General features: G+C 53.5%; 18 protein-coding genes and 1 pseudogene. 8 read left to right on the forward strand and 11 right to left on the reverse strand.

The features are described 5' to 3' along the window. A pseudogene (locus ACP7IZ_RS04110) lies at positions 1–115 on the forward strand (biopolymer transporter ExbD); the annotation flags it as partial. 12 nt (positions 116–127) lie between these two features. Continuing rightward, positions 128–1357 carry a tetratricopeptide repeat protein gene (locus tag ACP7IZ_RS04115; protein WP_426847962.1) on the forward strand — a complete coding sequence of 410 codons (1230 nt, stop codon included), beginning with the start codon at positions 128–130 and terminating at the stop codon, positions 1355–1357. 101 nt (positions 1358–1458) lie between these two features. Here ACP7IZ_RS04115 and rodA read toward each other — a convergent pair whose 3' ends face one another. The 7 genes from rodA to ACP7IZ_RS04150 form a co-directional block, all read right to left on the reverse strand. Further along, the gene (gene rodA, locus ACP7IZ_RS04120; protein WP_426847964.1) at positions 1459–2625 is read right to left on the reverse strand and encodes a rod shape-determining protein RodA; all 1167 of its coding nucleotides are present in this window, start codon (positions 2623–2625) and stop codon (positions 1459–1461) included. Further along, positions 2622–4550: a penicillin-binding protein 2 gene (mrdA, locus tag ACP7IZ_RS04125; protein WP_426847965.1), complete on the reverse strand. Its 1929-nt coding sequence runs from the start codon at positions 4548–4550 to the stop codon at positions 2622–2624. Before mrdA ends, rodA begins: the two co-directional genes overlap by 4 nt. Positions 4551–4569: 19 nt before the next feature. Continuing rightward, positions 4570–5133, reverse strand: a complete 564-nt coding sequence (locus tag ACP7IZ_RS04130) for a hypothetical protein (protein WP_006116663.1) — start codon at positions 5131–5133, stop codon at positions 4570–4572. Positions 5134–5137: 4 nt separating this feature from the next. Next, positions 5138–6052: a rod shape-determining protein MreC gene (mreC, locus tag ACP7IZ_RS04135; protein WP_006116664.1), complete on the reverse strand. Its 915-nt coding sequence runs from the start codon at positions 6050–6052 to the stop codon at positions 5138–5140. A 95-nt stretch (positions 6053–6147) separates the two neighbouring features. After that, positions 6148–7194, reverse strand: coding sequence for a rod shape-determining protein (locus ACP7IZ_RS04140; protein ID WP_003629847.1), 1047 nt, complete (start codon positions 7192–7194; stop codon positions 6148–6150). A gap of 204 nt (positions 7195–7398) precedes the next feature. Next, positions 7399–8988, reverse strand: coding sequence for a 2-isopropylmalate synthase (locus tag ACP7IZ_RS04145; protein ID WP_063353276.1), 1590 nt, complete (start codon positions 8986–8988; stop codon positions 7399–7401). Between the two features lie 294 nt (positions 8989–9282). Beyond that, positions 9283–10332 carry a COX15/CtaA family protein gene (locus ACP7IZ_RS04150; RefSeq protein ID WP_426848228.1) on the reverse strand — a complete coding sequence of 350 codons (1050 nt, stop codon included), beginning with the start codon at positions 10330–10332 and terminating at the stop codon, positions 9283–9285. A gap of 14 nt (positions 10333–10346) precedes the next feature. Between ACP7IZ_RS04150 and ACP7IZ_RS04155 the strand changes: the two genes are divergently transcribed. The 6 genes from ACP7IZ_RS04155 (at position 10347) to ACP7IZ_RS04180 (ending at position 19329) form a co-directional block, all read left to right on the forward strand. Next, positions 10347–11126: a TVP38/TMEM64 family protein gene (locus ACP7IZ_RS04155; protein ID WP_426847967.1), complete on the forward strand. Its 780-nt coding sequence runs from the start codon at positions 10347–10349 to the stop codon at positions 11124–11126. A gap of 160 nt (positions 11127–11286) precedes the next feature. Next, complete coding sequence (locus tag ACP7IZ_RS04160) at positions 11287–12549, forward strand: multidrug effflux MFS transporter (protein ID WP_426847968.1); 1263 nt, start codon at positions 11287–11289, stop codon at positions 12547–12549. A 103-nt stretch (positions 12550–12652) separates the two neighbouring features. Beyond that, on the forward strand, positions 12653–14896 hold the full coding sequence (locus ACP7IZ_RS04165; RefSeq protein WP_035353919.1) for an ATP-binding protein: 2244 nt from the start codon (positions 12653–12655) through the stop codon (positions 14894–14896). Positions 14897–15058: 162 nt separating this feature from the next. Further along, a complete protein-coding gene (locus tag ACP7IZ_RS04170; protein WP_003629841.1) occupies positions 15059–15592 on the forward strand; it encodes an adenine phosphoribosyltransferase in 534 nt (177 codons plus the stop codon). Between the two features lie 143 nt (positions 15593–15735). Beyond that, positions 15736–17970 carry an FUSC family protein gene (locus ACP7IZ_RS04175; RefSeq protein WP_426847970.1) on the forward strand — a complete coding sequence of 745 codons (2235 nt, stop codon included), beginning with the start codon at positions 15736–15738 and terminating at the stop codon, positions 17968–17970. A 120-nt stretch (positions 17971–18090) separates the two neighbouring features. Next, complete coding sequence (locus tag ACP7IZ_RS04180; protein WP_426848229.1) at positions 18091–19329, forward strand: glycerate kinase type-2 family protein; 1239 nt, start codon at positions 18091–18093, stop codon at positions 19327–19329. A 6-nt stretch (positions 19330–19335) separates the two neighbouring features. On the opposite strand, the gene ACP7IZ_RS04185 is transcribed toward ACP7IZ_RS04180, so the two are convergent. The 4 genes from ACP7IZ_RS04185 to ACP7IZ_RS04200 all read right to left on the reverse strand — a co-directional run bounded on the left by ACP7IZ_RS04185 (position 19336) and on the right by ACP7IZ_RS04200 (position 24579). Then, on the reverse strand, positions 19336–19977 hold the full coding sequence (locus tag ACP7IZ_RS04185) for a uracil-DNA glycosylase family protein (protein WP_426848230.1): 642 nt from the start codon (positions 19975–19977) through the stop codon (positions 19336–19338). A gap of 130 nt (positions 19978–20107) precedes the next feature. Then, entirely contained in the window at positions 20108–21526 is a 1419-nt protein-coding gene (locus ACP7IZ_RS04190; protein WP_035353914.1) for a cytochrome c, read from the reverse strand. 52 nt (positions 21527–21578) lie between these two features. Further along, on the reverse strand, positions 21579–23807 hold the full coding sequence (locus ACP7IZ_RS04195) for a PQQ-dependent dehydrogenase, methanol/ethanol family (protein ID WP_426847972.1): 2229 nt from the start codon (positions 23805–23807) through the stop codon (positions 21579–21581). A gap of 208 nt (positions 23808–24015) precedes the next feature. After that, a complete protein-coding gene (locus ACP7IZ_RS04200) occupies positions 24016–24579 on the reverse strand; it encodes a hypothetical protein (RefSeq protein ID WP_426847973.1) in 564 nt (187 codons plus the stop codon). Positions 24580–24600: the final 21 nt, after the last annotated feature.

The raw sequence follows: 24600 nt of genomic DNA on the forward strand, positions 1-24600 counted from the left end.
GCCCAACCGTCTGGCAGACTACAAAACCGTCATCCACGTCATGGCCGACGCACAGCGCCTCGGCGTTACAAAACTCGGAATCGTCGGGCAGGAACAGTTCGCAGACGGTAAGTGAGGATTTTTGAGAATGGCTTCTCGTTTTTTACGTACCCTTTTGTGTGCAACAACAGCATGGATTGTCATGCAGCCCGTTGCACATGCGGCAGATGAACTCGGCCAACAGGTTGGGACAGAACTGGAAGCCGCGCAGTCTGCTCTGGCAGCACATAATTATGCCAAGGCGATGGATGCAGTAAATGCTGCAGATGCCGTAAAAGGCAAAACAGATTACGAAGATTACACCATTGCGCAGATGCGTGCCGCTGTGGCCACACAGGCAGGCAATCTTTCGGCAGCAACAGCGGCTTACGATAAGCTGATCGCCTCCCCCCGCACGCCGCAGGCCATGAAAAATCAGATGTTAAAGTCTGAAGCGACCATGGCTTATACTGCCAAGGACTACCCTAAGGCAGTTGCCAATATTCAGCGTTACCTGAAAACTGCTGGTTCTGATCCCCAGATGGAAACATTGCTGGCGCAATCCTACTACCTTCAGAAGGATTACCCCAATACCATCAAGGTGGTGAAGCAACAGGCAGGTGCCGCTATAAAGGCCGGCAAAACACCAACAGAATCTGAACTGCAAATGCTTGCAGCCAGTGCAACGGCACTAAAGGATTCTGCTGCTACAACCCACGCATACGTTCTGCTGGCAACGTATTACCCTAAAAAGGAATACTGGGCGCTGTTGCTGCATGAACTGGTGGTAAATACCAAAATTCCGGCATCGTTACAGTTGGATGTTTATCGTATCCGTTTGGCCGTTGGGGATGTTTCCCAAGCGCGTGATTTTATGGATATGACGGAAATTGCTATCCAGCAAAATACGCCGCAACTGGCGCTGGACCTGATGAATCAAGGTTACCAATCTGGTATTTTAGGGCAGGGGGCGGAGGCCCCCCGTCAAGCCCGTTTGAAAGCTATGGTTGAAAAAGCTGTAGCTTCCAAGAAGGCTTCCATTGCAGCAGATGAGCAGGCTGCTGCTTCTGCCAGCAATGGGGATGATTTGCTGACAGTCGGGTACAATTACGTCACTTTTGGGCAGGCTGATAAAGGCTTGCAACTTATGCAGCAGGCCATCAGCAAAGGTGTAAGCGACGTGAATATTGCGCGCCTGCACTTAGGGCTTGCAGAGCTTTATGCTGGCCATAAGGATCAGGCTCTGGCGGCTTTGCGTAGTGTTGAAGGAGACAATGGTGCGCATGATATCGCGCAGCTTTGGATCTTGCACGTGATGCAGCCCGTGAGCGCTAAATAGCCTAAACTGCAAAGTTATATAAAAAAGGCCATCCTGATATTGAGGGTGGCCTTTTTTATAAGGAACGAAACTGCGGTATCGGAAGCATGAGGCTGATTTTATCAGATAAGATCTTTGTTGGCGTCTTCTTCTTCCCCATCGTTAACAGAATCACGATGAACCCATGTTGAAAGGAGCAACCCAAACCCCAGCATGACATTCAGCATGGCGGAACCACCGTAAGAGACCAATGGTAGAGGCACACCCCCTACGGGAATAGCGCCCATCACCATGGAAAGATTAACCAAGCAGTAGAAAAAGAAGTTCATGCTGATACCAAGGGCAATAAGGCGCCCAAAGCGGTTACGGCAGCGGATAGCCATGATCATGCCGCCCAGAATGATTGTGAGCAGCAACCCGATAACAGCAGCAGCGCCAACAAAGCCCCATTCTTCTGCAATCATTGTAAAAATGAAGTCTGTTTGCTTTTCGGGCAGAAAGTTTAATTGCCCTTGTGATCCATGCAGATAGCCCTGCCCCCACATACCGCCAGAACCCAAGGCAATTTTAGACTGGATGATATTGTAGCCTGCTCCTAGTGGGTCATTTTCCGGATGCAAAAAGGTGGTTATGCGCGCGCGTTGGTAATCATGCAGATGGTTGTATGCAAATTTGATAAGCGAAGGCACGGGAAGTAAAAGCAGCACAATTTGCCAAAGCCGCATGCCTGCCGCAAAAAACAGAGATGCGCCAATGCCGCCAATAATGACGGCAGTGCCAAGGTTAGGTTCCTTTAATACAAGGCCAACAGGCACAAGCACGATAAGTGCAGGCGGGATCAACCACAAAGGGTTGCCCATACGGGCATAGCTTATGCGAGAAAACCACGCAGAAAGTGCCAGAACCAGCGCAATTTTGGCGAATTCTGAGGGTTGAACCTGCAACCCACCTATAATCAACCAACGTTCTGCGCCCTTGCCCACATGGCCCATGCGTAACACGGCTACAAGCAGGATAAGCGAAAGCACATACATGGGTGCTGCCGCGTGGATAAGCATGCGTGGGGGCAGCATGGCGATGGTAATCATCATTACCAAACCCACAGCAAAGCGTGCAGCTTGTGGGGCCGCAAAGGGGTAAGGCGTGCCACCACCGGCAGAATAGAGTGTAACGTACCCAACGCCAGCTAATGTGCAGATCAGTAGAATGTACAGCCAACTGATACGCCATAACTTGGACATCAGGCGGAAGCTTGGTTCTGCCCGGAGCAGCCGTTTATGAAACTTCATGGATCACTTACCAGACTGCTTGCATCAGCTACACTTTCTGGTGGCGGCGTGGTGTGTGTTACCGGATCACGCAACAAAGTATCGCGCATGATAATACGGGCCAGAGGGGCTGCGGCATCTGCACCTGCGTTTCCGTGTTCGATCACAACAGAAACAGCATAACGTGGGGAATCATACGGGGCGAAGCAGATAAACAACGCGTGCGGCCGATACTCCCATGGCAGATTGGCAGAGTTAAAATGCCCACTTTCACGCAATGCGCGTGAAACACGCCGTACCTGTGCAGAACCCGTTTTGCCAGCCATAGTGATGCCGGGTAGATCCAGCCGCGCTTTAGGGGCCGTTCCATGGGGTTCGTTAATAACGGCAAACATGCCAGAGCGTAGGGCTGCCAGATATCTGTCAGGCATATCGAGGGAAGGCCAATGGTCAGGCTGTACTTGCTTGCCAATTTCTCCATTTATGGCGCGCACAAGATGGGGCTGCACGGCCCGGCCAGAGGCAATGCGGGCTGTATAGGTTGCCAGTTGTAAAGGCGTAACCTGTACAAACCCCTGTCCAATGCCGCTTACAATTGTATCTCCGCCATTCCAATGGTGGTGGTGGGCCTGCCGCCATGCGGGAGTGGGAATGAGGCCGGTGCGGGTATGGGGTAACTCGATATCCAACTGCGTGCCAAGGCCGAATTTATGGGCTGTGGCTGCAATACGTTCCATGCCTATACGACGTGCGACTTCGTAAAAATAAACGTCGCAGGAATATTTAAGCGCCAGATGCAGATCAACAGACCCATGCCCCCACCGAGACCAGCAGTGAAAGCGTGTGCCACCGACATCTAGGTGACCAGGGCAGAAAAAACGATCTGTGGGGGAAACAAGGCCAGATTCCAAAGCCGCCATGGCAACGGCGGGTTTAAAGGTGGAGCCGGGAGGATACACCCCAGCTACAGCTTTGTTGATAAGGGGCGTGCGCTGGTTGTTTGTCCATTCAATCCACTGCGCATGGCTTACGCCACTATCAAACAATGAGGGATCAAACGAGGGTGTACTGACCATGGCAAGCACCTCGCCATTCTGGCAGTCCATCACCACGGCAGAGGCTGTTTGATCTCCGATGGCGTTCAGCACTTTTTGCTGAAGCGCGCGATCTATGGTTAGGCTGATTTCTTCACCCGGCACGCCTTCTTCGCGGTTTAGCTCAGACATCACACGCCCAACGGCGTTGACCTCCATTTCCACAGATCCGGCCGTGCCACGAAGGTTGTCATCCTGACTTTGCTCAATACCCGCACGGCCTACGCGCATCCCAGGCAGAGCCAACAAAGCAGAGCGGGCTACATCTTTTTCATTGGGCGGGGCTACGTAACCGATAATATGCGCGAGCAGTTCGCCTTCCGGGTAAACGCGGCGTGTGCCCACATCAATCAACACGCCGGGGAGAGAGGGGGCATTGAGTTCAATACGTGCCATTTCATCCCACGAGAGGAAATCTCGCAGCATGACCGGCACAAAGCGTCGTTGATGCCGCATTTCACGCGCGATTCGTGTGCGGTCACGTTCATCTAGCGGAATAATGCTGGAAAAGCGTTCAATCGTGCCCGTTACATCCGTGGTTTCTTCGGGCATCAAAAGGGCGCGCCAGTTTTCCTTGTTATTGGCAAGGGCCACGCCGTAGCGGTCTACAATACGCCCGCGTGGTGGTGCCAAAAGGCGCTTGCTGATACGGTTTTTGGCGGCCATGCGGGCATAATGGTCACCATCTTCTATCTGGATTTTATACAGGCGGCGGCCAAGCTCCCCCAACGCCACCGTTTGGACAGCCATAAACAGCAGCGCCCGGCGTGTAAAAACGCCACGGGCAGGGTCTTTCTGTTCACGAACAGGTAGAAAACGCCGGTTTTCTTTCTTGCGCCGCTTCAGCCACATAAGAAGCTTTCATGCCTGTTCATGCGGATTCCTTTTCATCCAGAATATGCAGGAACCATGAGAAGGTGGCGGAAAGCAACGGATAAACCCCTATGCACAGTAGTGCTTCAAAAAAGGCAGGAGCCGGATCAAGGCCATGCAGCCGGAACAAACATGCCAATGCCCACTGTAGGAAAGAGGCGGCTCCACCTATCAGACCGTAAAGGCACCATACTACTAAAAAATTCATGCGCATGAGCCCAAATCGGGCATAGGTGCTGATTCCGTAAACCAGAAGCAGAATAAATGAGCTTACGCCCAAGGGTGTAAAGCCAACCAGATCCATAAACAGGCCCAGCAAGAAAGGCGCCAGCGCGGGCATACCGGTAGGCCGCCAAACAGACCAGAAAAATACAGAGCCGATAACAATGGCAGAAAGCAGTTCGGCAGAACCGGGAATGGCTAGGGGGGCCGAAAAAAAGATAATAACCAGAACAATAAAAGCAGATGGCAGCAGATGGCGCGCTGTGCGGTCAAGCTTCTGGCCGAGCGTTAGGCGCGGTTCAAGATCTGGGTCCCATGATGGGGGTGAGGGATCGGACATCAGGTTACCCTTCCTGTCCTTGTCCCAGAAGTGTTTTAAATGGCAGTGCTAATGGCCGATGCGGGCGGGTAAGTGGCACATGGCCCGGTGCATCAGGCGGTTCAATTTCAGATTGTCCAAAATCGAACACACGCAGCATGGTCAGTTTATCCAATTGCACAAAGGGCTGCACAACTGGTTGCCCCGGGTGCAGGTAATGTACGGTGCCAATAGGCAACCCCATGGGGAAGGCACCAGCCTGATCACTGGTAACAACACGCTCCCCTTCAATGGGGCGTGAATCCTGCGGATAATACATCAGCCTTGGCATGGGGGAGTTGTCGCCTGCCATTATGGCCGTGGCATGGCTGGATTCCAGTTCAATGGGCAGGCGGCTGGCAATATCGGTTATTAACAAGATGCGGGCCGCATGTGGGCCAACTTCGGTAACGCGTCCTGCCAGACCATTTGTTGCTAAAGCAACATTGCCAACATGCACACCACTGGTGGTGCCAGCCACAAGCAAAACAGCGCGGGCATACATGCCGCCACTATCTGCCACCACTCGGCCCGTTACAAAGGCTGGGGTAGGTTCTGGCACCCAGTGCAGTTCTGTTTTTAAGCTATCATTTTCACGCGCAAGGGAAACTGCAACATCATACCACCGGCGCAGTTTGGCATTTTCGGTTTGGAGTTTGGCGTTTTCTTCCGCCAGGTGGCGGGCATCTTTTATGCCCTGCACAAGGTGGCTAACATCTGTTTGCGTATGGGCAATAAGCCCCCACAAAGGGGCCAAAGCATCTGCCACATACATACGCGCAGTATCAGCCAGCTTTCTATCGGCTTGGCCTGCAATAATAATCCCGACAGACAACAGCAGCAGCACTGGCAAAACCAGTTTGCCAAGAGCTTGTCTTACCTGGATGGAAACCGGGATCATAAAAGCCGGGAACCCCTATCAGAGGGAAGGAAAGCGGAAGGCATGCCCATTTGCATTCTGGCGCCGGGTTACAGCCAGATAGCTGGTGCCTTGGGTTAATACATGGTTGTCAGCACGTTGCGCAGACGTTTCATTTCCTCCAACGCGCGGCCTGTACCCAAAGCCACGCAGGAAAGTGCATCTTCAGCTACTGTAACAGGCAGGCCTGTTGCAAGGCGCAGTACGTCACTCAGCCGGTAAAGCAATGCGCCGCCACCGGTCAGAACAATGCCTTTATCAACAATATCGGCAGCAAGTTCCGGGGGCGTATTTTCCAGCGCGGTTGTTACGGCATCCACAATCTGGCTTACAGGCTCCATAAGGCTTTCTGCAATTTGCGCTTGTGAAACCTGAACTTCACGCGGGACACCGTTAATCAGATCACGTCCTTTAACATCCTGCCACGGGCCATTTTCATAAGGCTCATCTGGCATCATGGCGGAGCCAAGGCTGATCTTGATACGTTCTGCTGAGCTTTCACCAATCAACAAGCTGTGGGTGCGGCGAATATAGGAGATAATGGCTTCATCCATTTTATCTCCGCCCACGCGTACGGAACGCGCATACACAATGCCGCCGAGGGAGATAACGGCCACTTCTGTTGTGCCGCCGCCAATATCTACAATCATGCTGCCAGAAGGTTCTGTAACTGGCAGGCCCGCACCTATGGCGGCTGCCATGGGCTCTTCAATCAGGAACACACGCCGGGCACCGGCACTTTCTGCACTTTCCTGAATGGCGCGGCGTTCTACCGCAGTGGAGCCGGAAGGCACACACACAATAATCTGGGGACTGGCGAAAGCGCGACGATTATGAACCTTGCGGATGAAATGTTTGATCATTTCTTCCGCCACTTCAAAATCAGCAATCACGCCATCACGCATGGGACGAATGGCCGTAATATTGCCCGGGGTACGACCAACCATCTGCTTGGCTTCTTCCCCTACGGCAAGAAGCTGCTTTTTTCCTCGTATATCTGCAATAGCCACAACAGAGGGTTCGTTCAGTACGATACCCCGTCCTTTTACGTAAACAAGGGTGTTGGCAGTACCCAGGTCAATAGCCATGTCGGCAGACATGAGACCGAGCAGACGAGAAAACATCCAGGACTCCTGGTTGAAGCGGGCACCATACAACAGAGGGCGAGAAAGCCGGACACGCTAACCCGCCCCTGCTGCTTTGGAAATATGTGAGCAGGAATTACCGGTGCGTAACGAGGCAGACAAGACCTTCCGTCAAGAAACTGACATATAATGTCAAGGTAAGGTCTGTCTGCCCGGTTTTGCAGGAGGGCCTGAAAAGTTTTTTCAGGCTGTCAGGGCTTCTGGTTCCGTACGTGCCCGTTTAACCAGCAGCTTGTTTAGTGCATGCACGTACGCACGCACGGCAGAAACAACCGTATCTGCATCTGCGCCTTGGCCATCTACCATCTTACCGGCTTCTTCCAGGCGCACGGTTGTGCGGGCCTGCGCATCCGTACCTTCGGTTACGGCGCCAACAGAGAACAAGGCCAGACGTGCTTCATGCGGGAAGGCCTTGCGCAGCGCGTTAAAGGCGGCATCCACTGGGCCGTTGCCTGTGGCTTTGGCTTCAATGGCTTTGCCATCCACGCTCAGTTCCAGATCAACTTCGGAAGGCTGGCCAGAAATGGATTTCAGGCTCAGCGCACCAAAGCGGATGCGGTCATGATCACGGGCTTCATCGTCCACCAGTGCGATGATGTCATCATCGTACACAACCTTTTTGCGGTCTGCCAGATCCTTAAAGCGAGTGAAGGCTTCGTTCAGGCGTGTGTCATCCATGCCGTCATAACCCAGCACCTTCAGCTTATCACGGAAGGCAGCCCGGCCGGAATGCTTGCCCATTACGAGGGAAGAGCGTGTCCAACCCACGCTTTCGGGGGTCATGATTTCATAGGTGGCGGCATTTTTCAGCACGCCATCCTGGTGGATACCGCTTTCATGCGCAAAGGCGTTACGGCCCACAATGGCTTTGTTAGGCTGCACGTCAAAGCTGGTGATGGTGGCCAGCATCCGAGAAACCTTCAGCAGCCCTTCGGTGTGGATGCCGGTGGTGAAGGGGTATTGGTCATGCCGTGTGCGCAGCGCCATAACAATTTCTTCCAGCGCGGCATTCCCGGCACGTTCGCCAATGCCGTTGATGGTGCATTCCACCTGCCGCGCACCACCACGGATAGAAGCCAGCGTATTGGCAACAGCCAGCCCCAGATCATTATGGTTATGGGCAGAGAAGATTACCTGATCTGCCCCCGGTACGCGCTGGCGCAGCATGGAAAAAATCTTTTCCATATCTTCTGGCGTGGCGTACCCAACCGTATCGGGAATGTTGATGGTGGTAGCACCAGCCTTAATGGCGGCTTCTACACAGCGGCACAGAAAATCTGGTTCTGTGCGGGAGCCATCCTCAGCAGACCATTCCACATCATCTGTCAGATTACGGGCGGCTGCGTTGCCGGAGGTAATCAGTTCCAGAACAGTTTCTGGTTCCATCCGCAGCTTGTATTTCATGTGCAGCGGAGAAGTGGAAATAAAGTTGTGGATACGCTTGCGTTCTGCCGGGGCCAGAGCCTCACCCGCAGCGGCAATATCCTTGGCGCCGCCGCTGCGTGCCAGTGCGCAGATAACGGAACCCTTGGTGTGTTTGGCAATCTCGTTAACGGATTCGAAATCACCTTTGGATGCAACAGGAAAGCCCGCTTCAATCACGTCTACACCCAGATTGGCCAGTGCTTCCGCCATACGGAGCTTTTCTGCCAGGTTCATGGAAAAACCGGGAGATTGCTCGCCATCACGCAGGGTGGTGTCAAACACAATCACGCGGTCTGGCGTCATGCGGCCAAAGGACGGATGATTGAAGCTGGTGGTATCAGCAGACATGGAATTCTTCCTGAAAAAGTCTGGTCTGGAACAAGAATAGAGGGGCTGTGCCATATTCTGCCCGTTTATGCACGGGCGCTCTTTTCGTTCTCCCCTGGGCGTGGCAGCGCTTGGCCACCTGGCTCGCTCAGGGGCAGATTAGTCGAAGGAGAAGGTCCAGACGGAGGGCCACGCCGCCCGCACCCGTCAATTTACGGGTTTGCAGGGAATCGGACGTGAACCACTCGGAATTCATGCGCAGCACCATACCGTCCAGTTTTTCAAACGCAACAGTAAACGTTGTTAAATGCCCCTTTAGGCCACAGCTTTTGTGCCACGCAGGCAATGCAGCACATACAGCATAACGCCCAGCAACACGGCAGCGAATGTTTGGTGCACCGCACCCGCCCACACAGGCACGACCAGCAGCAGAGTGGTGACACCCAGCGCGTACTGGATAACAACGGCCCACCCTAAAAGGATGAAGGCGTTATGCGCCTTGGCCCCCAGATCTGTTGCTTTCAGGCCAACAAATAGCACAGCGCCAATGCTGAGGGCTGTAAGGGTGGCCAGAAGGCGGTGGTCAAACTGCACAGCCGCTTTGTTGATGAACCAGTTCATCCAGAAAGGGGAAAGTTGGGCGTAATCTGTCGGGATCAAATGCCCGTCCATCAGCGGAAAGGTGTTGAACAGGAATCCCGCATGTGTGCCAGCCGTAAACCCACCAGCAATAATCGTGGTGCACAGCAGCACAATAGTAAAGCAGGCCAACCGCTTGGCCAGACGTGCGGCGGAAGATGAAGCATGACTTTCTGGTACAGGCCAACGGATAGAAAATGCCGTCCACAAAATGGCGCCATAAAGCAACAGGGCTGCACTCAGGTGCAGCACAAGCCGGATAGGTTCTACTGCCGTGCTGTTGGGGCGGAAGCCAGAAGCCACCATAAACCACCCAATGGCGCCCTGTAGCGCACCCAGAATGAAAAAGATGAACAAACGCAGGGCCAACCGGCGCGTGATCATGCCTCTCACAACAAACCAGATCAGAGGCAGCAGAAGAACCAGCCCCATTAGGCGGCCCCAGAAGCGGTGAATCCATTCTGCCCAGAAAATTCTCTGGAACCCTTCCAGCCCAAATCCTTCGTGCTGAAGATGATATTGCGGAATGGTTTTATAAAGTGCGAACAACCTTTCCCACTCAGCATGGGAAAGAGGCGGAATAAAACCGCTTACGGGCTGCCAATCCATAATGGAAAGGCCCGAGCCTGTCAGGCGCGTTACGCCACCAATGGCGATCATGCCCAGCAGCATGAAGCAAAGCAGAAACAGCCAGCCTGAAATGAGTTTGCGGTGGGCGGGTGTCATGTCTGTCTGGGGGGATGATGAGGTGGGCATGGCAGCCTTTGGCGCTGTGGGTTAAATTTCTGTATCGGGTTTACAGCCAGCTTGCGGGCTGCTGCAAGAAGATGGTACCGCTAGGCCGGATGGAACAGCATATTCGTCCACCCTCCCGGTCTTCTGTATCGCTTCTGCGTCCGCTGCTCATGCTGCTTGTATTGGTGGTGGGGGCGGTTGGGTTGCGGCATGTGCCAGTACTCCACAGTATGTTGCATGGCACAGATGTGCTGCGCCAAGGCGTGTGGGGCCGCATGGTGTTTTTATCTGGTGCTGTTTTGTGGTGCGGGTTTGGGCTGCCACGTCAGGTGGCTGGATTTGCCGCCGGATTGGCTTATGGTTTGTGGGAAGGCCTTGCACTTATCACCATAGCCTCCACATTGGGGTGCTTGGCAGGGTTTTTCTGGGCCAGATGGGGCGGGCGCGCATGGGCGCGGCAGAAATTGGGGCAACGTTTTGCCCAAATGGACGCATTTCTGACACGTCAGCCGTTTTCAAGTATTCTTACCTTGCGGCTGCTGCCCGTGGGGTCTGCGTTACTGCTGAACCTTTTGGGGGGCATTTCAGGTATGGATGTGCTGCCGTTTTTTACAGCAACTCTTTTGGGGAGCATACCGCAGAACCTTGTTGCCGTTTTGTTGGGCGCGGGGGTTCAGGTCGGTACTTTTTGGCAGTATGCAGCAGGGGGCGCGTTGTTTGTGCTTTCTGGCGCTATTGGGGTGTGGCTATGGCGGCATGCACGTATAGCCCGGCAGGTTTCCTGATCCATATATGGTCTGGCTGCTGCTGAGATGTCAGGAATTAAAGGCTGATCTTAAGCCCGTTGTAAAATAAAAGGCGCTGGCCTGTTGGGCTGTTGCCTGTCTTTTTGCCAGACATTTTTCTTTTTCCTTCTGTTTTTGTTTGTTTTTTGGAGTGCTGCTTATGGCTTCTCCCTCTGCTGTGCGGGATGCCGGAACGTCTTTTATTGGTGGGCGCATTCCCATGTGGATGCCGGTGCTTTTAGGGTTCCTGACAGCCGTTGGACCTATTTCGACAGATATCTATCTGCCGGCTTTTCCGGCCATGGAGCAGACCTTCCATACAAGTGCGGGCAATGTGCAGTTCACATTGTCCATCTGGTTTGTTGGGTTAGCTATTGGGCAGATTACTGTAGGCCCCTTGTCCGATAGGTTTGGGCGGCGCAAGCCCATGCTTATAGGCAATGCCCTGTATGCCGTGGCTTCTGCCGTATGTGCGTTTGCGCCAGATATCACCACATTTTCCATTGCACGGTTTGTGGCCTCCGTTGGGGCATCAGCCAGTCTGGTTATTCCAACGGCTTGTGTGCGCGATATGGTGCCAGACCGTAATGCCGGAGCACGCATGATGTCTCAGCTGGTCATGGTGATGGGTGTTGTGCCCATTCTGGCCCCTATGCTGGGCGGGTTGGTTGTTGAGTTTGTTTCCTGGCGGATTATTTTTTGGGCTTCTGCGGCCTATGGCGCGATATGTGTGGCGTTGATTCTGTTCGTGCTGCCAGAAACTCTGCCATATGACCGGCGCGTGGCTCTTTCTCCTTTCACGCTGGTATCACGTTACGTCACCCTGATTCGGGATCGGGCCTTTGCCAGCCATGCGCTGATAACGGCTTTTTCTACTTTCATGTCCTTTAGCTACCTTACCGCAGCGCCTTTTGTGTTTGTGCAGTTGTTTCATTTCTCACCGCTGCATTTTTCCATGCTGTTTGGGTTTTTTGCGGTGTTCATGATCGGGGCTTCGCAGGTGAACGGGCTTTTGGTCGGGCGCATCGATTCTGGCAAACTGCTTCAGGGGGCTATCTGTCTTTCCGTTGTCGGGGGGATTTTGCTGGTAGCAGTAAGTTTGTGGAGCGCTTGGTACGCACCTCCGGCATGGCAGCCATATGAAGTGTGGTTGGTTATTGCGGCTATGCTGCTGGCACTTGCACCTACCGGCATTATTTTTCCCAATGCCATGATGGGCGCTTTGGCGGATCATCCATCGCTTGCCGGGGCGGCATCTGCTTTGGCCGGCACGCTGCAATATGTGTTTGGGGCTGTGGCTGGTGTTGTGGTTGGACAATTTCCGGCTGTTTCTGCAATTCCTATGGCAGGATGCATGTGTTGTGGTGCTATTCTGATGTTCTTGGCGGGCCTATCGCGCCCTCATCGACAGAATGTGAACTAAAAATTGAACAAAAAGCGGTTATGCCCGCTCTGCTCTTGACGGTGACAGGGCTGCGGCCCAGTCCAGATGAAAAGATGGCGTTAGGGAAGGGAGCGTGCATAACATGCCACGGCATCCAGCAAGACGGGCCCACATTCTGGCGCTTATTGGCGCCGGGCTGCTGATTGTAACTTTTGGCACAATGGGGATTGAGCTGGGTAATGAAATGGCCCGGCATGGTAATCTGGACCGTCAGAGCACCGCAGCAGGCAATTACTTGCGCGGGTTGCACCATGCCACCAGTGATGCCCGCATATGCCATTACGCTTGGATGGCCGAGCATAGGCCGCAGGATGGCAGTTGTTACATTCAGGCTATTCAACAGCTTTCTGATGCGCGGCGTGGGTTTGAATCCTTTCGCGTCGTTCAACTGCGAGAGGGTGGGGGCCGTGTAGAACCGCTGCAAAGCGTGTGGCAGCAGCTTGAAACCATAAGCGCATGGCCCCATTCCCCAGAGGGGACTCCCGCCGGAGGGGCGCAGCTTCTGGCAGATCTGGATCAGAATCTTTCTATTCTAAGCCGTGCCAGTACGCTGGATCAGGCAGACCGTGTTGCCAACATGCTGCGCAACACAAGTTGGCAGCGGCGCTTGGCGTTGCTGGGGATTCTTACTGGTGTTTTCAGCCTTGTTTCTGCAGGCTGGGTGTTGGATCGTTCTTCCTTGGCGGCAGCGCGGGCAGAGGCTTCATCGCGTGATCTGGCGTTGCGTTTGCGGGCAACGCTGGACAGCTTGAGCCTTGGCGTGGCTGTATTTGGTGCTGATGGCCATTTGTGGCACTGGAACGAACAACTGGCTATGGCCTTGGGCTTGGAAAAAAGCTTTTTCAAACCCGGCCTATCTTACAATGATTTAAGTGCAGTGCTGGTGGTAGATGGTGTGCCGCTGCTTGAACCCTTGGAACATGTTGAAACCAGTTTGGCCAAAGGGCAGCCCGCACCACCTGTTGTCGTGGAGTGCAAAGGCATTAACGGCGCGGATCTGGAATTGTGCCGCACCTTGTTTTTTGCTCCGGATGGAGCAGCGGAGCGGCGCGGGTTTGTGCTGACAGCCGCAGATATCACCATGCGTTTGCGCAGTGAACGTGCATTGGGTGAGGCGCAAAAGCTGCGAGCACTGGGGCAGTTTACCGCAGGTATTGCTCACGATTTCAAAAATCTTCTCACCGTCATTTTGGGAAATCTGGAGCTTGCGGCAGAGCACGATCTGCCAGATCAGGTAGAGCAGCGGCAGGAATATCTATCTGCTGCCACACATGCCGGGCATAGGTCTGAAGCTCTTACAAGCCAGCTTCTTTCCTTTATGCGCAGGCAGCAAACTGGCGTGCCAGACTGTTTTGATTTGGCCGACCTGTTTTCTCTGCTGGATGGATTGTTGGCGCGTGTTATCGGCCCCAGAATTGTGGTGGAATGTGCTGATGTTTCAGGCGTATGGCCTGTACGTGCAGACCCAGCGCAGCTTGAAAGCGCGGTGCTCAATCTGGCTATCAATGCGCGAGATGCCATGCCTTCCGGTGGTCGGCTGCGTATTGCTGCCCGTAATGTCACATTCTCCGTCAACGCAGATCTGATGAGCTTGCCCGTTGAGGAAGGTCGCAACATGCGCGTGGTTTCAGACCCGACTCCGCTGCCTGCCGGGGACTGGGTGCGGTTGGATGTGATTGATAGCGGCAGCGGCATGACGCGTGAGGTGTTGGACCATCTGTTTGAACCGTTTTTTACCACCAAACGGGAGGGCGCAGGCACAGGGCTTGGTATGGCCATGGTTCTGGCTTTTTCCCAACAGGTGAAGGGGCGGGTTGTGGTGGCAACAGGGAGTGGCAGCGGAACAGAGGTTTCCTTGTGGTTGCCTAAGGCTGCGGCTCTTTCTGCCGCACAGGTTTTGCAGCCAGCGGTGTTGCCCAAAATAAGCAAATCAGCGCCATCACAGGCTTTACAAGTGCTGGTGGTGGAAGATGATGCCGCTATCCGCGATATTGTTGTGACCATTCTGAGTATGGCTGGTCATCGCGTGTTAGAAGCCGGAGATGGTGAGCAGGCTTTTGATGTGGCCGCGGCTGCGGAAGGGCCTCTTGATCTGTTGGTAACGGATATTCAACTGCCCGGACCACTGGATGGGCTAACCCTCTCACGCGTGCTGGTAGAACGGTATCCTGAACTGGCTGTCGTTTATATGTCGGGGGATCTTACAGCGGATTCCAAACTCCCCGAAGGTGGCGTGGCCAATGCGCGGCTTTTGGCCAAACCTTTCCGCAGAGATGGCCTGATGGAAGTGGTAACAGCAGCACTGAGTGCACGCACTGGAGCATAAGCAGACCATAAGGGAAAAGCCGCCATACCTTGCAGAACCGGCGCATGCAGGATAGAGCGGGCGCCGGATTGCCCGAACGTGTTCTTCTTTTTTGGCAGGATACAAGGCAGAAGTAACAGAGGGTCAGCCAAGGGCTGGCACGCAGGAAGGATTATTAAGGCCATGACGGCACATGAGGAAATCGACCTCAAGCGCTTTATCCGGCACGTTCCCGATTTTCCTAAACCGGGCATTCTATTTTACGACATTTCCACCCTGATGCGGAATCCGGATGCCTGGCAGTTGGCCATGGGGCGTTTGGCACGGCAGGTGGCGCCGCTTAAGCCAGATCTGCTGGCTGCCGTTGAATCCCGCGGGTTTTTAACGGCTGCACCGTTGGCGGATCGCTTGGGCTGTGGGCTGCTGATGCTACGTAAATGTGGCAAGCTGCCGGGTGAAACCATTTCCCACACCTATGATCTGGAATACGGCAGCGATACGCTGGAAATTCAGGCAGATGCCATTCAGCCCGGCCAGCGCGTGGTGGTTATGGATGATCTGCTGGCAACCGGCGGTACTTTGGCTGCTTCTGTAGCGCTGCTGCGCAAGGCGGGAGCGAACGTGGTTGGCGCTTCTGTTATGGTGGAATTAACAAGCTTGGGTGGCCGTAATAAAGTAGATGCACCTGTTTCCACTTTATTGACGTACAAAGAATAAGCTCTTTCAACATTCATATGTTCTGTTTGCGCATCTGGGTGCTGAACAGAACATATGAGGTGTGAATACGCTTTTCTGCCATGTTGGGGTAAGAGAAGATGTATGGCACGTTGTTTCCCCATTAGTACCTCAGGTTTGGCCGCGTGAAAAGCATGACGCTTTCCTTGGGGCAGCTTTGGCGGTCGGTCTCTATTATTGTCCGACAGGCGCTTGTTGGTGGCGGCCCACCACGCAAGCTTGACCATTTACGTTGGCTGTTTGCGCCCAATCTCCTTTCTTTTGGGTATGCGCTTCGCACCACCATTTCATCCTTAATCGCTCTTGGCATTGCCTTGTGGTGGGAACTGGGGAGCCCGCAATGGGCAGCCCTTACTGTGTGGATGGTGGCGCAGGGCACGCGCGGCAAATCCATTGCCAAGGCGCGCTGGCATATGTTTGGCATGGTAGTGGGCACAATATGTGCCATCGTGCTGGTGGCCAGCATGCCGCAATCTCCGCTGCTGTATATCTTTTTTGTGGCAGTAGGAATTGGCACTTTTTGCTTTATAGGCACGTTGTTGCCCGGCCCAGCCGCCATGACCAATTATCGTATTCACGGTATGCGGGCATCGGGTTTTACGTACGTTATTATTGCGCTGGATGGCATCGTTGCGCCTGATCATATTTTTCAGATCGCAATGGCACGTGCCACATACATTACGCTTGGTATTGTGGTGGAAACCACAATTTCATCCCTTTTTCAGTATCAGTTGGGGTTGCGGGCTAGAACACGGTTGGCAACCAACTTTGTGCAAGCCCTTAAAGGTGCCGTGCCCGCCATTTTGCGCTTGTTGCAGGGTGATAGACGGGCGGTAGCAAATTCCCCCGGTGTGTTTTCCACTCTTATTGCGCTGAGCGATCAGGTTGAGTTTGCTGAAATTGAGATGGGCAAACATCAGCATGAAGGTGATCACGCCAGAGCCGCCTTGGCAGCCATTACGGTACTGTTGTCACGCGGGTTGGATTTGGGTGCGCTGCTAGAGGTGCCGCACAGTCAGGGCGCGGAATATCAGGATACAGCCCAGCAAGTGAGCACTTTTTTGCAAGCCTTGCCAGACAGGCTGGATAACGATCAGCCTATTGAGCCAGTTTTGCGGGATCTTACATCTTTACGGGCAACATGCCGGCAGCTTGCCGCTGGGTGTCTGGAAAAGGAAATGGAAGCGGCCACGCATCCCCCGCTTGATGAGCAGCAGGATGAAGTGCTGACCCGGCAAGGGCAATTGCTGCATAAGCTGGATACCATGCTGGAAGAGCTGTATCTGGCCATTGAGCAGTTTGAAATGAGCCGCAACCCGCAGCCGCATGACCATTTCCGTTACCCCATGAAGTCTTACCGAGACTGGCGGATGGCGTTTACCAATAGCTTGCGGGCTTCTGTCACCATCTTTCTGGCTGGTGTTCTATGGATTACCACCGCTTGGCCTGATGGCCTGACATTTATTATGTTTGTGGGCATTGTGTGCGCGCTGTTTTCCACTTTGGAGCAGCCAGCCCTTGCCACGCAGGCGTTCTTGCACGGCACTGTGTGCGTGATTGGCATGAGCGCACTGCTTGATCTGTGGGTGATGGCACAGCCTACAATTTACGAAATGATGGCCATGTGTCTGGCTGTGCCCATGCTGATTGGTGGGCTGGCTTTTGCATGGCCACCGCTGGTGCTTGCGGCGGTCGCTTATAATCTGTTTCTGCCTATTCTGGTGGGGCCGATCAATCAGGGGCGGATGGATGAAATCATGTATTTCAACACCGCCATGCCACTGTTGTTGGCCATGATGTTCTGCATGTGGATGTACCGCGTGTTTCTGCCATATGATCCAGATGGTTTGCGGTGGGATATGCGTGTGAATATTCTGCGCGGTCTGCGCCGTTTGGCAGGCCAGCGCAGACCGCCCGCTGTAACGGAAATTATTGGGCGGAGTGTAGATGGGTTTGTACGCCTTTCCACCATGGCGACAGATGATGGCAATACCTATGTGCTGGAGCGGTATTTAAGCGGCGTGCTGTCTAGCATGACCATTGCGCTTAATGTGCTGCGGTTACGTACCGTTTTAGCGAAGAATGTTCTGCCACCAGAGGCACAGAAAGCCGTAGAGGTGATGATGGAACGCATGCAGCGTTTTACAGGCCGATATGGTGGGCAGTACGGCCGAACTGCGCGGGCAACACATATAGCTGTAGAGTATTTGTTGAACTGTGAAGAAACCGAAGCAAACCTTTCTGTGCGTGAAGAGATGTTACGGGCATTAGCCAGTTTGCGGGTGATAGAAACAGAACTTGCAGAGAACCGAGCGTTCTTTGATGCGTCTTCTCCATATCTGGATAAAGCATTTACCTAAACCAGATGGGTCATAAACAGGCTCTGATATTAAGGTAGAGCATTGTAGGAGAGTGTTGCATTGGCGCAGTCAGACATCACAAAAGAACAAAACGAACAGGCGCGCAACCTGTTGCGCAGTATGTTTGATGCTGCGGTTACCGCGGCTGATCCTTTCAAGGTATTAGCAGAATATCTGCCCCAAAAACCCAAAGGCCGCTGCATTGTTGTGGGGGCAGGTAAGGCGTCTGCTGCTATGGCTGCTGCGCTGGAGGCGGCATGGCCAGATGTGCCTTTGCAAGGCGTTGTGGTCACGCGGGATGGGCATGCCGTTCCAACGCGCCACATTACAATTCTGGAAGCATCCCACCCTGTGCCAGATGCGCGGAGTGAACAGGCAGCACATGATATCTTGCAGGCTGTAAAAGGGTTGGGGCCAGATGATCTTGTTCTTGCTTTGATATCCGGTGGAGGATCTGCGCTTCTGGCTTTGCCGGTAGAAGGCACCACGCTGGCAGAAAAACAGAATATTGGCCGCCAGCTTTTGCATTCTGGCGCAACAATTTCTGAAATGAACACAGTGCGTAAGCACTTATCTGCCATTAAAGGCGGCAAGCTGGCTGTTGCAGCGGCCCCTGCGCAAGTGGTTACGCTTGTTATTAGTGATGTACCGGGAGATGACCCGGCAATTATTGCCAGCGGCCCCACTGTGCCAGATGCAACAACACCTCAAGATGCTTTGCGTATTCTCAATAAATACAATTTAGACGTGCCCGATACTGTTCGTCATGTTCTGGAGAAAAACACCACGGCAGTTTCGTCCCAGCACTCTGCCAATGCAGATAATCGGGTTGAAATGATAGCAACTCCTTTTATGGCGCTACAGGCCGCAGCCGAGGTGGCGCGTGCAGCAGGAGTGACCCCTTTAATTTTAGGGGATGCGCTGGAAGGTGAAAGCTGTGTTATGGGCGTGGTGATGAGTGGCATTGCCCGTTCTGTTCAGGCACACGCTGTGCCTGTTCGTGCTCCGGCTGTTTTGCTAAGTGGCGGGGAAACAACAGTAAGTATTCGCGCAGGCACAAAGCCGGGAAAAGGCGGACGGAATACAGAGTTTTTGCTCTCTTGCGCACTGGCCTTAAATGGCCAGGCAGGCATATGGGGCTTGGCGGGGGATACAGATGGTATTGATGGCACGGAAGATGCCGCTGGCGCCATATTTGCCCCGGATACATTAGCCCGTGGCCTGCAAAATGGTGTAGCTGCCGAGGATTTTTTGAAACAGCATGACAGCTACAGTTTTTTTGAAAAACTCGATGACCTTATTAAAACAGGCCCAACGTTAACAAATGTGAATGACGTGCGCCTGCTTTTGGTGCTTTAGTTCTGTTTAATCATCAAGTGCACGCGCCACTTCGCGTCGAAGGGCAGGAATAATCTTTTCCTGAAACATGGGGGTTTTGCGCTCCCATGCCCCGGTGCGCCATGATGGGTGGGGCAAAGGAAAATATTGCGGCAGAAAATCCTGAAAATGCTCTGTCCGTTCATATACTTTGCCTTTTCCCAAAACGTAATTCTGGGCATAAGACCCGACCAGAAGTGTCAGCCGAAGGTTGGGCAGCAAAGCGAGAATACGTTCTCGCCATAGGTTGGCGCATTCCGGTGGTGGTGGACGATCACCACCTTTAGGTAGTACGCCCGGGTAACAAAGCGCCATAGGTAAAATGGCTACACGGTTGGAATCATAAAAAACATCTCGGCTCATTCCAAGCCATCCCCGCAGGCGGTCTCCCGAGGCATCGTTAAAGGAAATTCCAGTTTCATGCACACGTGTGCCCGGAGCTTGCCCGGCAATAAGTAAACGTGCGTGAGGGGAAACATGTAAAACAGGCCGAGGGCCTAGCGGTAACTTATGCGCACAGGCTGTGCATTGCCGGATTTCCTGTACCAAGCAGTTCAGTTGTGTTTCAACATCATTGCTTTCTGCAGAACTTGGCGCGCGCCATTTCAATTTTGTCTGAGTGTGGATCATTCTGTTGAAATATGTGGGGATGATCCGTCCGCTCACAATGCAAACAATATAAAAAAAGCGCCGTAGTGTTGCCACTACGGCGCTTTGTAACCAGCCCATAAAAGTAGGGCTGGTTATTTAAGCAGAAGCTTTACTGTGCTTCATCCACACCAGCATGTGTCTGCGGTGCGAAGGTCCAGCCAGCGCCGTAAGGCTGCGGCATGAAGAGGCCCCATGTAGCGGATTCTTCAGTTGCATTAGCCCAACCCGGTGTCGGCAGCGGCGTATGATCCAGACGGAGTTTCTGGATATCTGCTGCTGTTGTGTTAGCCGGTGCGCGGTTACCCCATGCAGAACGGATGAAGTTTACGACATCTGCAATCTGCTGGTCAGACAGGATGTTTTTGTAATCCGGCATAGCCACAGCAGAAGGTGCCCAGTTGGTGGGAGGCAGAACGCCACCATCAACAACAATATGGGCAACAGATGTCGGGTTATCGGAAACAACAACCGGGTTGCCAGCCAGCGGCGGGAACATACGGGCTACACCACCACCATCGTTACGATGGCAGATAGCGCACTGTTCCACATATGTTTTGGCACCAGCATTGCCGGAGAAGTTGTTGGAATCCAGCATCTGAGCCGTAGAGGCATCGTAGCTGTAATCACCACGTGCAGGCGGAACCGGCGGCAGGGATTTAATGTATTTCACCATGGCGTGCAGATCTGCATCGGTGAAGTACTGGGTGCTCCAGCCAACCACGTCTGCCATGCCACCAAAGGCTGCGGAGTGATCAGTACGACCGGATTTCAGGAACAGGAACAGATCTTCATCAGACCAGCGGCCAAGGCCCAGAACCGGATCGTTGCGCAGGCTTGGGGCAATCCAGTTGTCGATTACGCCACCGCCGCCAAGGAAGTCTGGCCCACCAGATGCATCCAGAGCTTTTTCCTGCATACCAAAGCCGCGCGGTGTATGACATGCACCACAGTGGCCAGGGCCGGTTACAAGGTATTCACCACGTGCTGTTTCAGCATCTGTGCCGGGTGCCGGAGTGAAATCCTTCGGAGCCGGTGCAAACACAGAGCGCCAGATGGACAGCGGCCAACGCATGGACATCGGCCAAGAAATATCAGTTGCGTGATTTTTCTGAGCAATCGGCTGCACACCATGCATGAAATATGCATACAGAGCCTTCATGTCATCCTGCGTCATGCGGGCGAAGGATGGGTAGGGCATTGCTGGATACAGCGTAGCACCATCCTTACGCACGCCATGGCGCACGGCTTCATCAAACTCTTTAAATGTGTAGGTGCCAATCCCGTAAGTAGGGTCTGGCGTGATGTTGGTGGAGTAAATTGTGCCGATGGGGGTCTTGATAGAAAGACCACCAGCATATTTCTGACCATTTAGGGATGTGTGGCAAGCCACACAGTCCCCCAGACGAGCAACGTACTCGCCCTTCTTGATCAGATCTTCATCAGCGTTCTGTGCATGCGCTAGGGACGTTCCCGCAAGAAGCCCGACAGCGACTGCCCCCAGGGCAGCTTTTAGCCTGTTAATCATCATTTTTACCACTTATCGCCTGTGTGCTGAATGACGTCGTAACTCTGCCGAGGCATTAGGGGTTAATGCCAAGTGTCGGGTTTTCGGGAATGTTCTTGTCATTCTTCCGAGCATCCACTTCACGCTGATACGTGTCGTTTGCTCGTTTGATCAGATACTGACGGATAGCTTCAATTTCATCCGGCGTCATGCTGGTGTCAAAGCGATCCATCCCGTAAGCCGTCAGCGCACCGCGACCAACCACGTTGTAGAAGGCATCCTGGTGGCGGATAGCACCGGCCCAACGCAGATCAGGCAGCATGCCTGCGCCTTCGCCGTTATCACCATGACAGGTCTGGCAGTAGGTCTGATACTGGAAGTAACCATTATCAACGACCTTCTGGTCATACTGTGCAGGTGGTTTTACGGGCAGGAAGCCGCGGTTGTTCAGAGCCGGCAGTTTGGCTTTGCCATCCAGAGAGAACGCAGCAATGTAGGAGTGGTTAACTGTCCAGCCAGAAGTACGGCCTACGCCACCCATGGAAATCGGGTAGATGCCGCCCCAGCCCACTTCAACAGCAACATACTGCTTGCCGTTGACGCTATAGGTCATAGGCGGAGCGATAATGCCGCTCTGTGCGTCAAACTTGTAAAGATCGCTACCGTTTGTGGCGTCATAGGCGTGGAATTCACCATTGGCCAAGCCCTGGAACAGAAGATCACCGCCGGTGGCCAGAACGCCGCCGTTCCACGGACCTTTGTGGTCAATCTTCCAGACCGTTTCCATCTTGACCGGATCCCATGCCAGCAGCCAGCCGTGCAGATCCTTAATATAAGCGGTACGTGCTTCTGGGGTGTCAGGCAGACCGTTCTTGGTCATGTCCAGACCAACGTTCCAGGAATCCGCATGTGGCTTAAAGCCACCAACCTGGTTTTTATAACCAAACGGAATCTGATGAGCCGGGATATAGACCAGATGCGTTTTGGGGCTGTAAGCCATGCCCATAAAGTTATGTGCACCCAGTGGGCCAGGAATACCGTACCAGAACTTGCCGTTCAGGGTGTACAGACCATCCGGGTTGTAAATCGGGCGACCTGTCAGCGGGTCCAGACCATTGGCCCAGTTCTGGTAAACGTAGTTTTTGCCAGACAGGAATTCACCAGTCTTGGCATCCAGAACGTAGAAGAAGCCGTTTTTAGGAGCATGCACGATCACGTGGCGCATTTCGCCATTCACTGGCATGTCCAGTGTCATGATCTGCTGAACAGAAGTGTAATCCCACTGATCCATCGGGGTTGCCTGGAAGTGCCAGACATATTCACCCGTTTCAGGCTTCAGGGCGACAATGCTGCCCAGGAATAGGTTGGAACCAATGCCTTCGGAACGGTATTTATAGTTCCAGGGGGAGCCGTTACCAACAGCCAGGTAGATCAGGTCACTGACCGGATCATAAACCAGAGAATCCCATACGGTGCCGCCGCCGCCCTGACGTACCCAAGCGCCTTTGGGGCCCCAGGTTTTGTAGGCTTTGCTCATCAGAATATTGTCTGATACAGCGTGATCAGGTTCGTTCTTGTTGTTCGGAACGGTGTAGAAGCGCCATTTCAGCTTGCCGGTTTCGGCATCAAAAGCGGAAACAAAGCCACGGGCACCAAATTCAGCACCACCGTTACCAATCAGCACCAGGCCTTTTGCTACGCGTACCGCGCCATCCACTGTGTAGGAGCGCTGCTTGCCCAAGGAGGCATCGGCTGGGATGGTGTTAACTTCCCAAACCTTTTTACCGGTTTTTGCATCGGCAGCAACCAGACGGCCGTCAAACGTGCCCCAGAAAACCTTGCCGTTCCAATAGCCTGCACCACGGTTAACCGTATCACAGCAGCCTTTATCAGCAATGTTGCCGGGCACTTTGGGGTCATACTGCCACAGCAGCTTACCTGTGGCAGCGTCCAGCGCTTCCATTTTAGACCAGTTGGTTGTGGCATACATAATGCCATCTACCACCAGCGGGGTTGCTTCCTGCCCGCGGTTGGTATCCAGCGTGTAGTACCAAGCCAGCTTAAGATCACCCACGTTGGAGCGGTTGATCTGATCTAGGGGGCTATAGCGCTGTTCGCTGTAAGTGCGACCATAAGAAAGCCAGTTTTCGGGGTGATCATCTGCGTGGATGATAGCTTCCCCCGTATTACCCTGACCGTCAGCGCGGGCAGGGACTGCCGCGTAAGGCAAAGCAGCGGCACAGATTGTTCCGGCCGCGAGAATTCCTAGCAGTGAACGTCTCTTGGCGGAGGCGGGGCGGGTCATGCGTTCATGTCCTCGACTATTATATACGGTGAGGAAAAAGATAGCCGGCAGGCCGGTTTCTCACACAACAGCCAAGGGGAACGCTGTCTGTCAATCACGGGGAAGGAATAGCAGCTTCCATTCTGCGGGATAATTTCCCGTGCTTACAGGCCTGTAGAGCCGGAAATTATGCTCACAATCAGGTTATGAAAGGCGCTTACAAAGCTTGTTATAACAAGTGTGTAGGTTCTATGCAACCTGATGTAAACGCATAATCGGCCAGAAGTTCCATATCTGTCGTTTCACGATTTTTCCAAGAACTGAACAGGGTGAATTCATAAACCTCGTCCTCTGGTGCACGCAGACTGTGGTGGATGCGCAACCAGTTATGGACGTCTTCTGGTGGAACAGTTGAGATTGTGGCCAGTGGCACGCTGAGTGGGTGGCAGATACGCTTTACCTTCAAGCCTGCTTGCTGAGTCTGACGCCTGATTTTCACGGAAAGGTGATCACATACGGCAGATAGAATCTTGGCCGTAAGAATGATTCGCTCGCCTTGCTGCACAACGTCTAACCCGGAGTGGACAAGTGTTGCCGGAGTTGATGTCTGGATAGAAAGCAGCCCCGCATCCAGATTCTCCATGATGTCTGGATCAGAGGTTTCTCCCATGATCACCAGCGGAAGAAACAGGAAGGGTTCAGGCTCCCATTCCCGATTGGGGAAGAAGGTCTGAATTTGCTGAAAGAATTCCAGCATGGGGGCGGGAAGGCGAATTCCGGCAATCAAAAACATACTGGTACTTTATTCCTTGGC

Source organism: Acetobacter sp. AAB5, from assembly GCF_050106715.1.
Classification (GTDB): Bacteria; Pseudomonadota; Alphaproteobacteria; order Acetobacterales; family Acetobacteraceae; genus Acetobacter; species Acetobacter oryzifermentans.

Excerpts from the sequence above, each read along its gene's own strand:
- ACP7IZ_RS04115 (WP_426847962.1), top strand. The coding sequence starts at position 128 with ATGGCTTCTCGTTTTTTACGTACCCTTTTGTGTGCAACAACAGCATGG.
- rodA (WP_426847964.1), bottom strand. The coding sequence starts at position 2,625 with ATGAAGTTTCATAAACGGCTGCTCCGGGCAGAACCAAGCTTCCGCCTG.
- mrdA (WP_426847965.1), bottom strand. The coding sequence starts at position 4,550 with ATGTGGCTGAAGCGGCGCAAGAAAGAAAACCGGCGTTTTCTACCTGTT.
- ACP7IZ_RS04130 (WP_006116663.1), bottom strand. The coding sequence starts at position 5,133 with ATGTCCGATCCCTCACCCCCATCATGGGACCCAGATCTTGAACCGCGC.
- mreC (WP_006116664.1), bottom strand. The coding sequence starts at position 6,052 with ATGATCCCGGTTTCCATCCAGGTAAGACAAGCTCTTGGCAAACTGGTT.
- ACP7IZ_RS04140 (WP_003629847.1), bottom strand. The coding sequence starts at position 7,194 with ATGTTTTCTCGTCTGCTCGGTCTCATGTCTGCCGACATGGCTATTGAC.
- ACP7IZ_RS04145 (WP_063353276.1), bottom strand. The coding sequence starts at position 8,988 with ATGTCTGCTGATACCACCAGCTTCAATCATCCGTCCTTTGGCCGCATG.
- ACP7IZ_RS04150 (WP_426848228.1), bottom strand. The coding sequence starts at position 10,332 with ATGACACCCGCCCACCGCAAACTCATTTCAGGCTGGCTGTTTCTGCTT.
- ACP7IZ_RS04155 (WP_426847967.1), top strand. The coding sequence starts at position 10,347 with ATGATGAGGTGGGCATGGCAGCCTTTGGCGCTGTGGGTTAAATTTCTG.
- ACP7IZ_RS04160 (WP_426847968.1), top strand. The coding sequence starts at position 11,287 with ATGGCTTCTCCCTCTGCTGTGCGGGATGCCGGAACGTCTTTTATTGGT.
- ACP7IZ_RS04165 (WP_035353919.1), top strand. The coding sequence starts at position 12,653 with ATGCCACGGCATCCAGCAAGACGGGCCCACATTCTGGCGCTTATTGGC.
- ACP7IZ_RS04170 (WP_003629841.1), top strand. The coding sequence starts at position 15,059 with ATGACGGCACATGAGGAAATCGACCTCAAGCGCTTTATCCGGCACGTT.
- ACP7IZ_RS04180 (WP_426848229.1), top strand. The coding sequence starts at position 18,091 with ATGTTTGATGCTGCGGTTACCGCGGCTGATCCTTTCAAGGTATTAGCA.
- ACP7IZ_RS04185 (WP_426848230.1), bottom strand. The coding sequence starts at position 19,977 with ATGATCCACACTCAGACAAAATTGAAATGGCGCGCGCCAAGTTCTGCA.
- ACP7IZ_RS04190 (WP_035353914.1), bottom strand. The coding sequence starts at position 21,526 with ATGATGATTAACAGGCTAAAAGCTGCCCTGGGGGCAGTCGCTGTCGGG.
- ACP7IZ_RS04195 (WP_426847972.1), bottom strand. The coding sequence starts at position 23,807 with ATGACCCGCCCCGCCTCCGCCAAGAGACGTTCACTGCTAGGAATTCTC.
- ACP7IZ_RS04200 (WP_426847973.1), bottom strand. The coding sequence starts at position 24,579 with ATGTTTTTGATTGCCGGAATTCGCCTTCCCGCCCCCATGCTGGAATTC.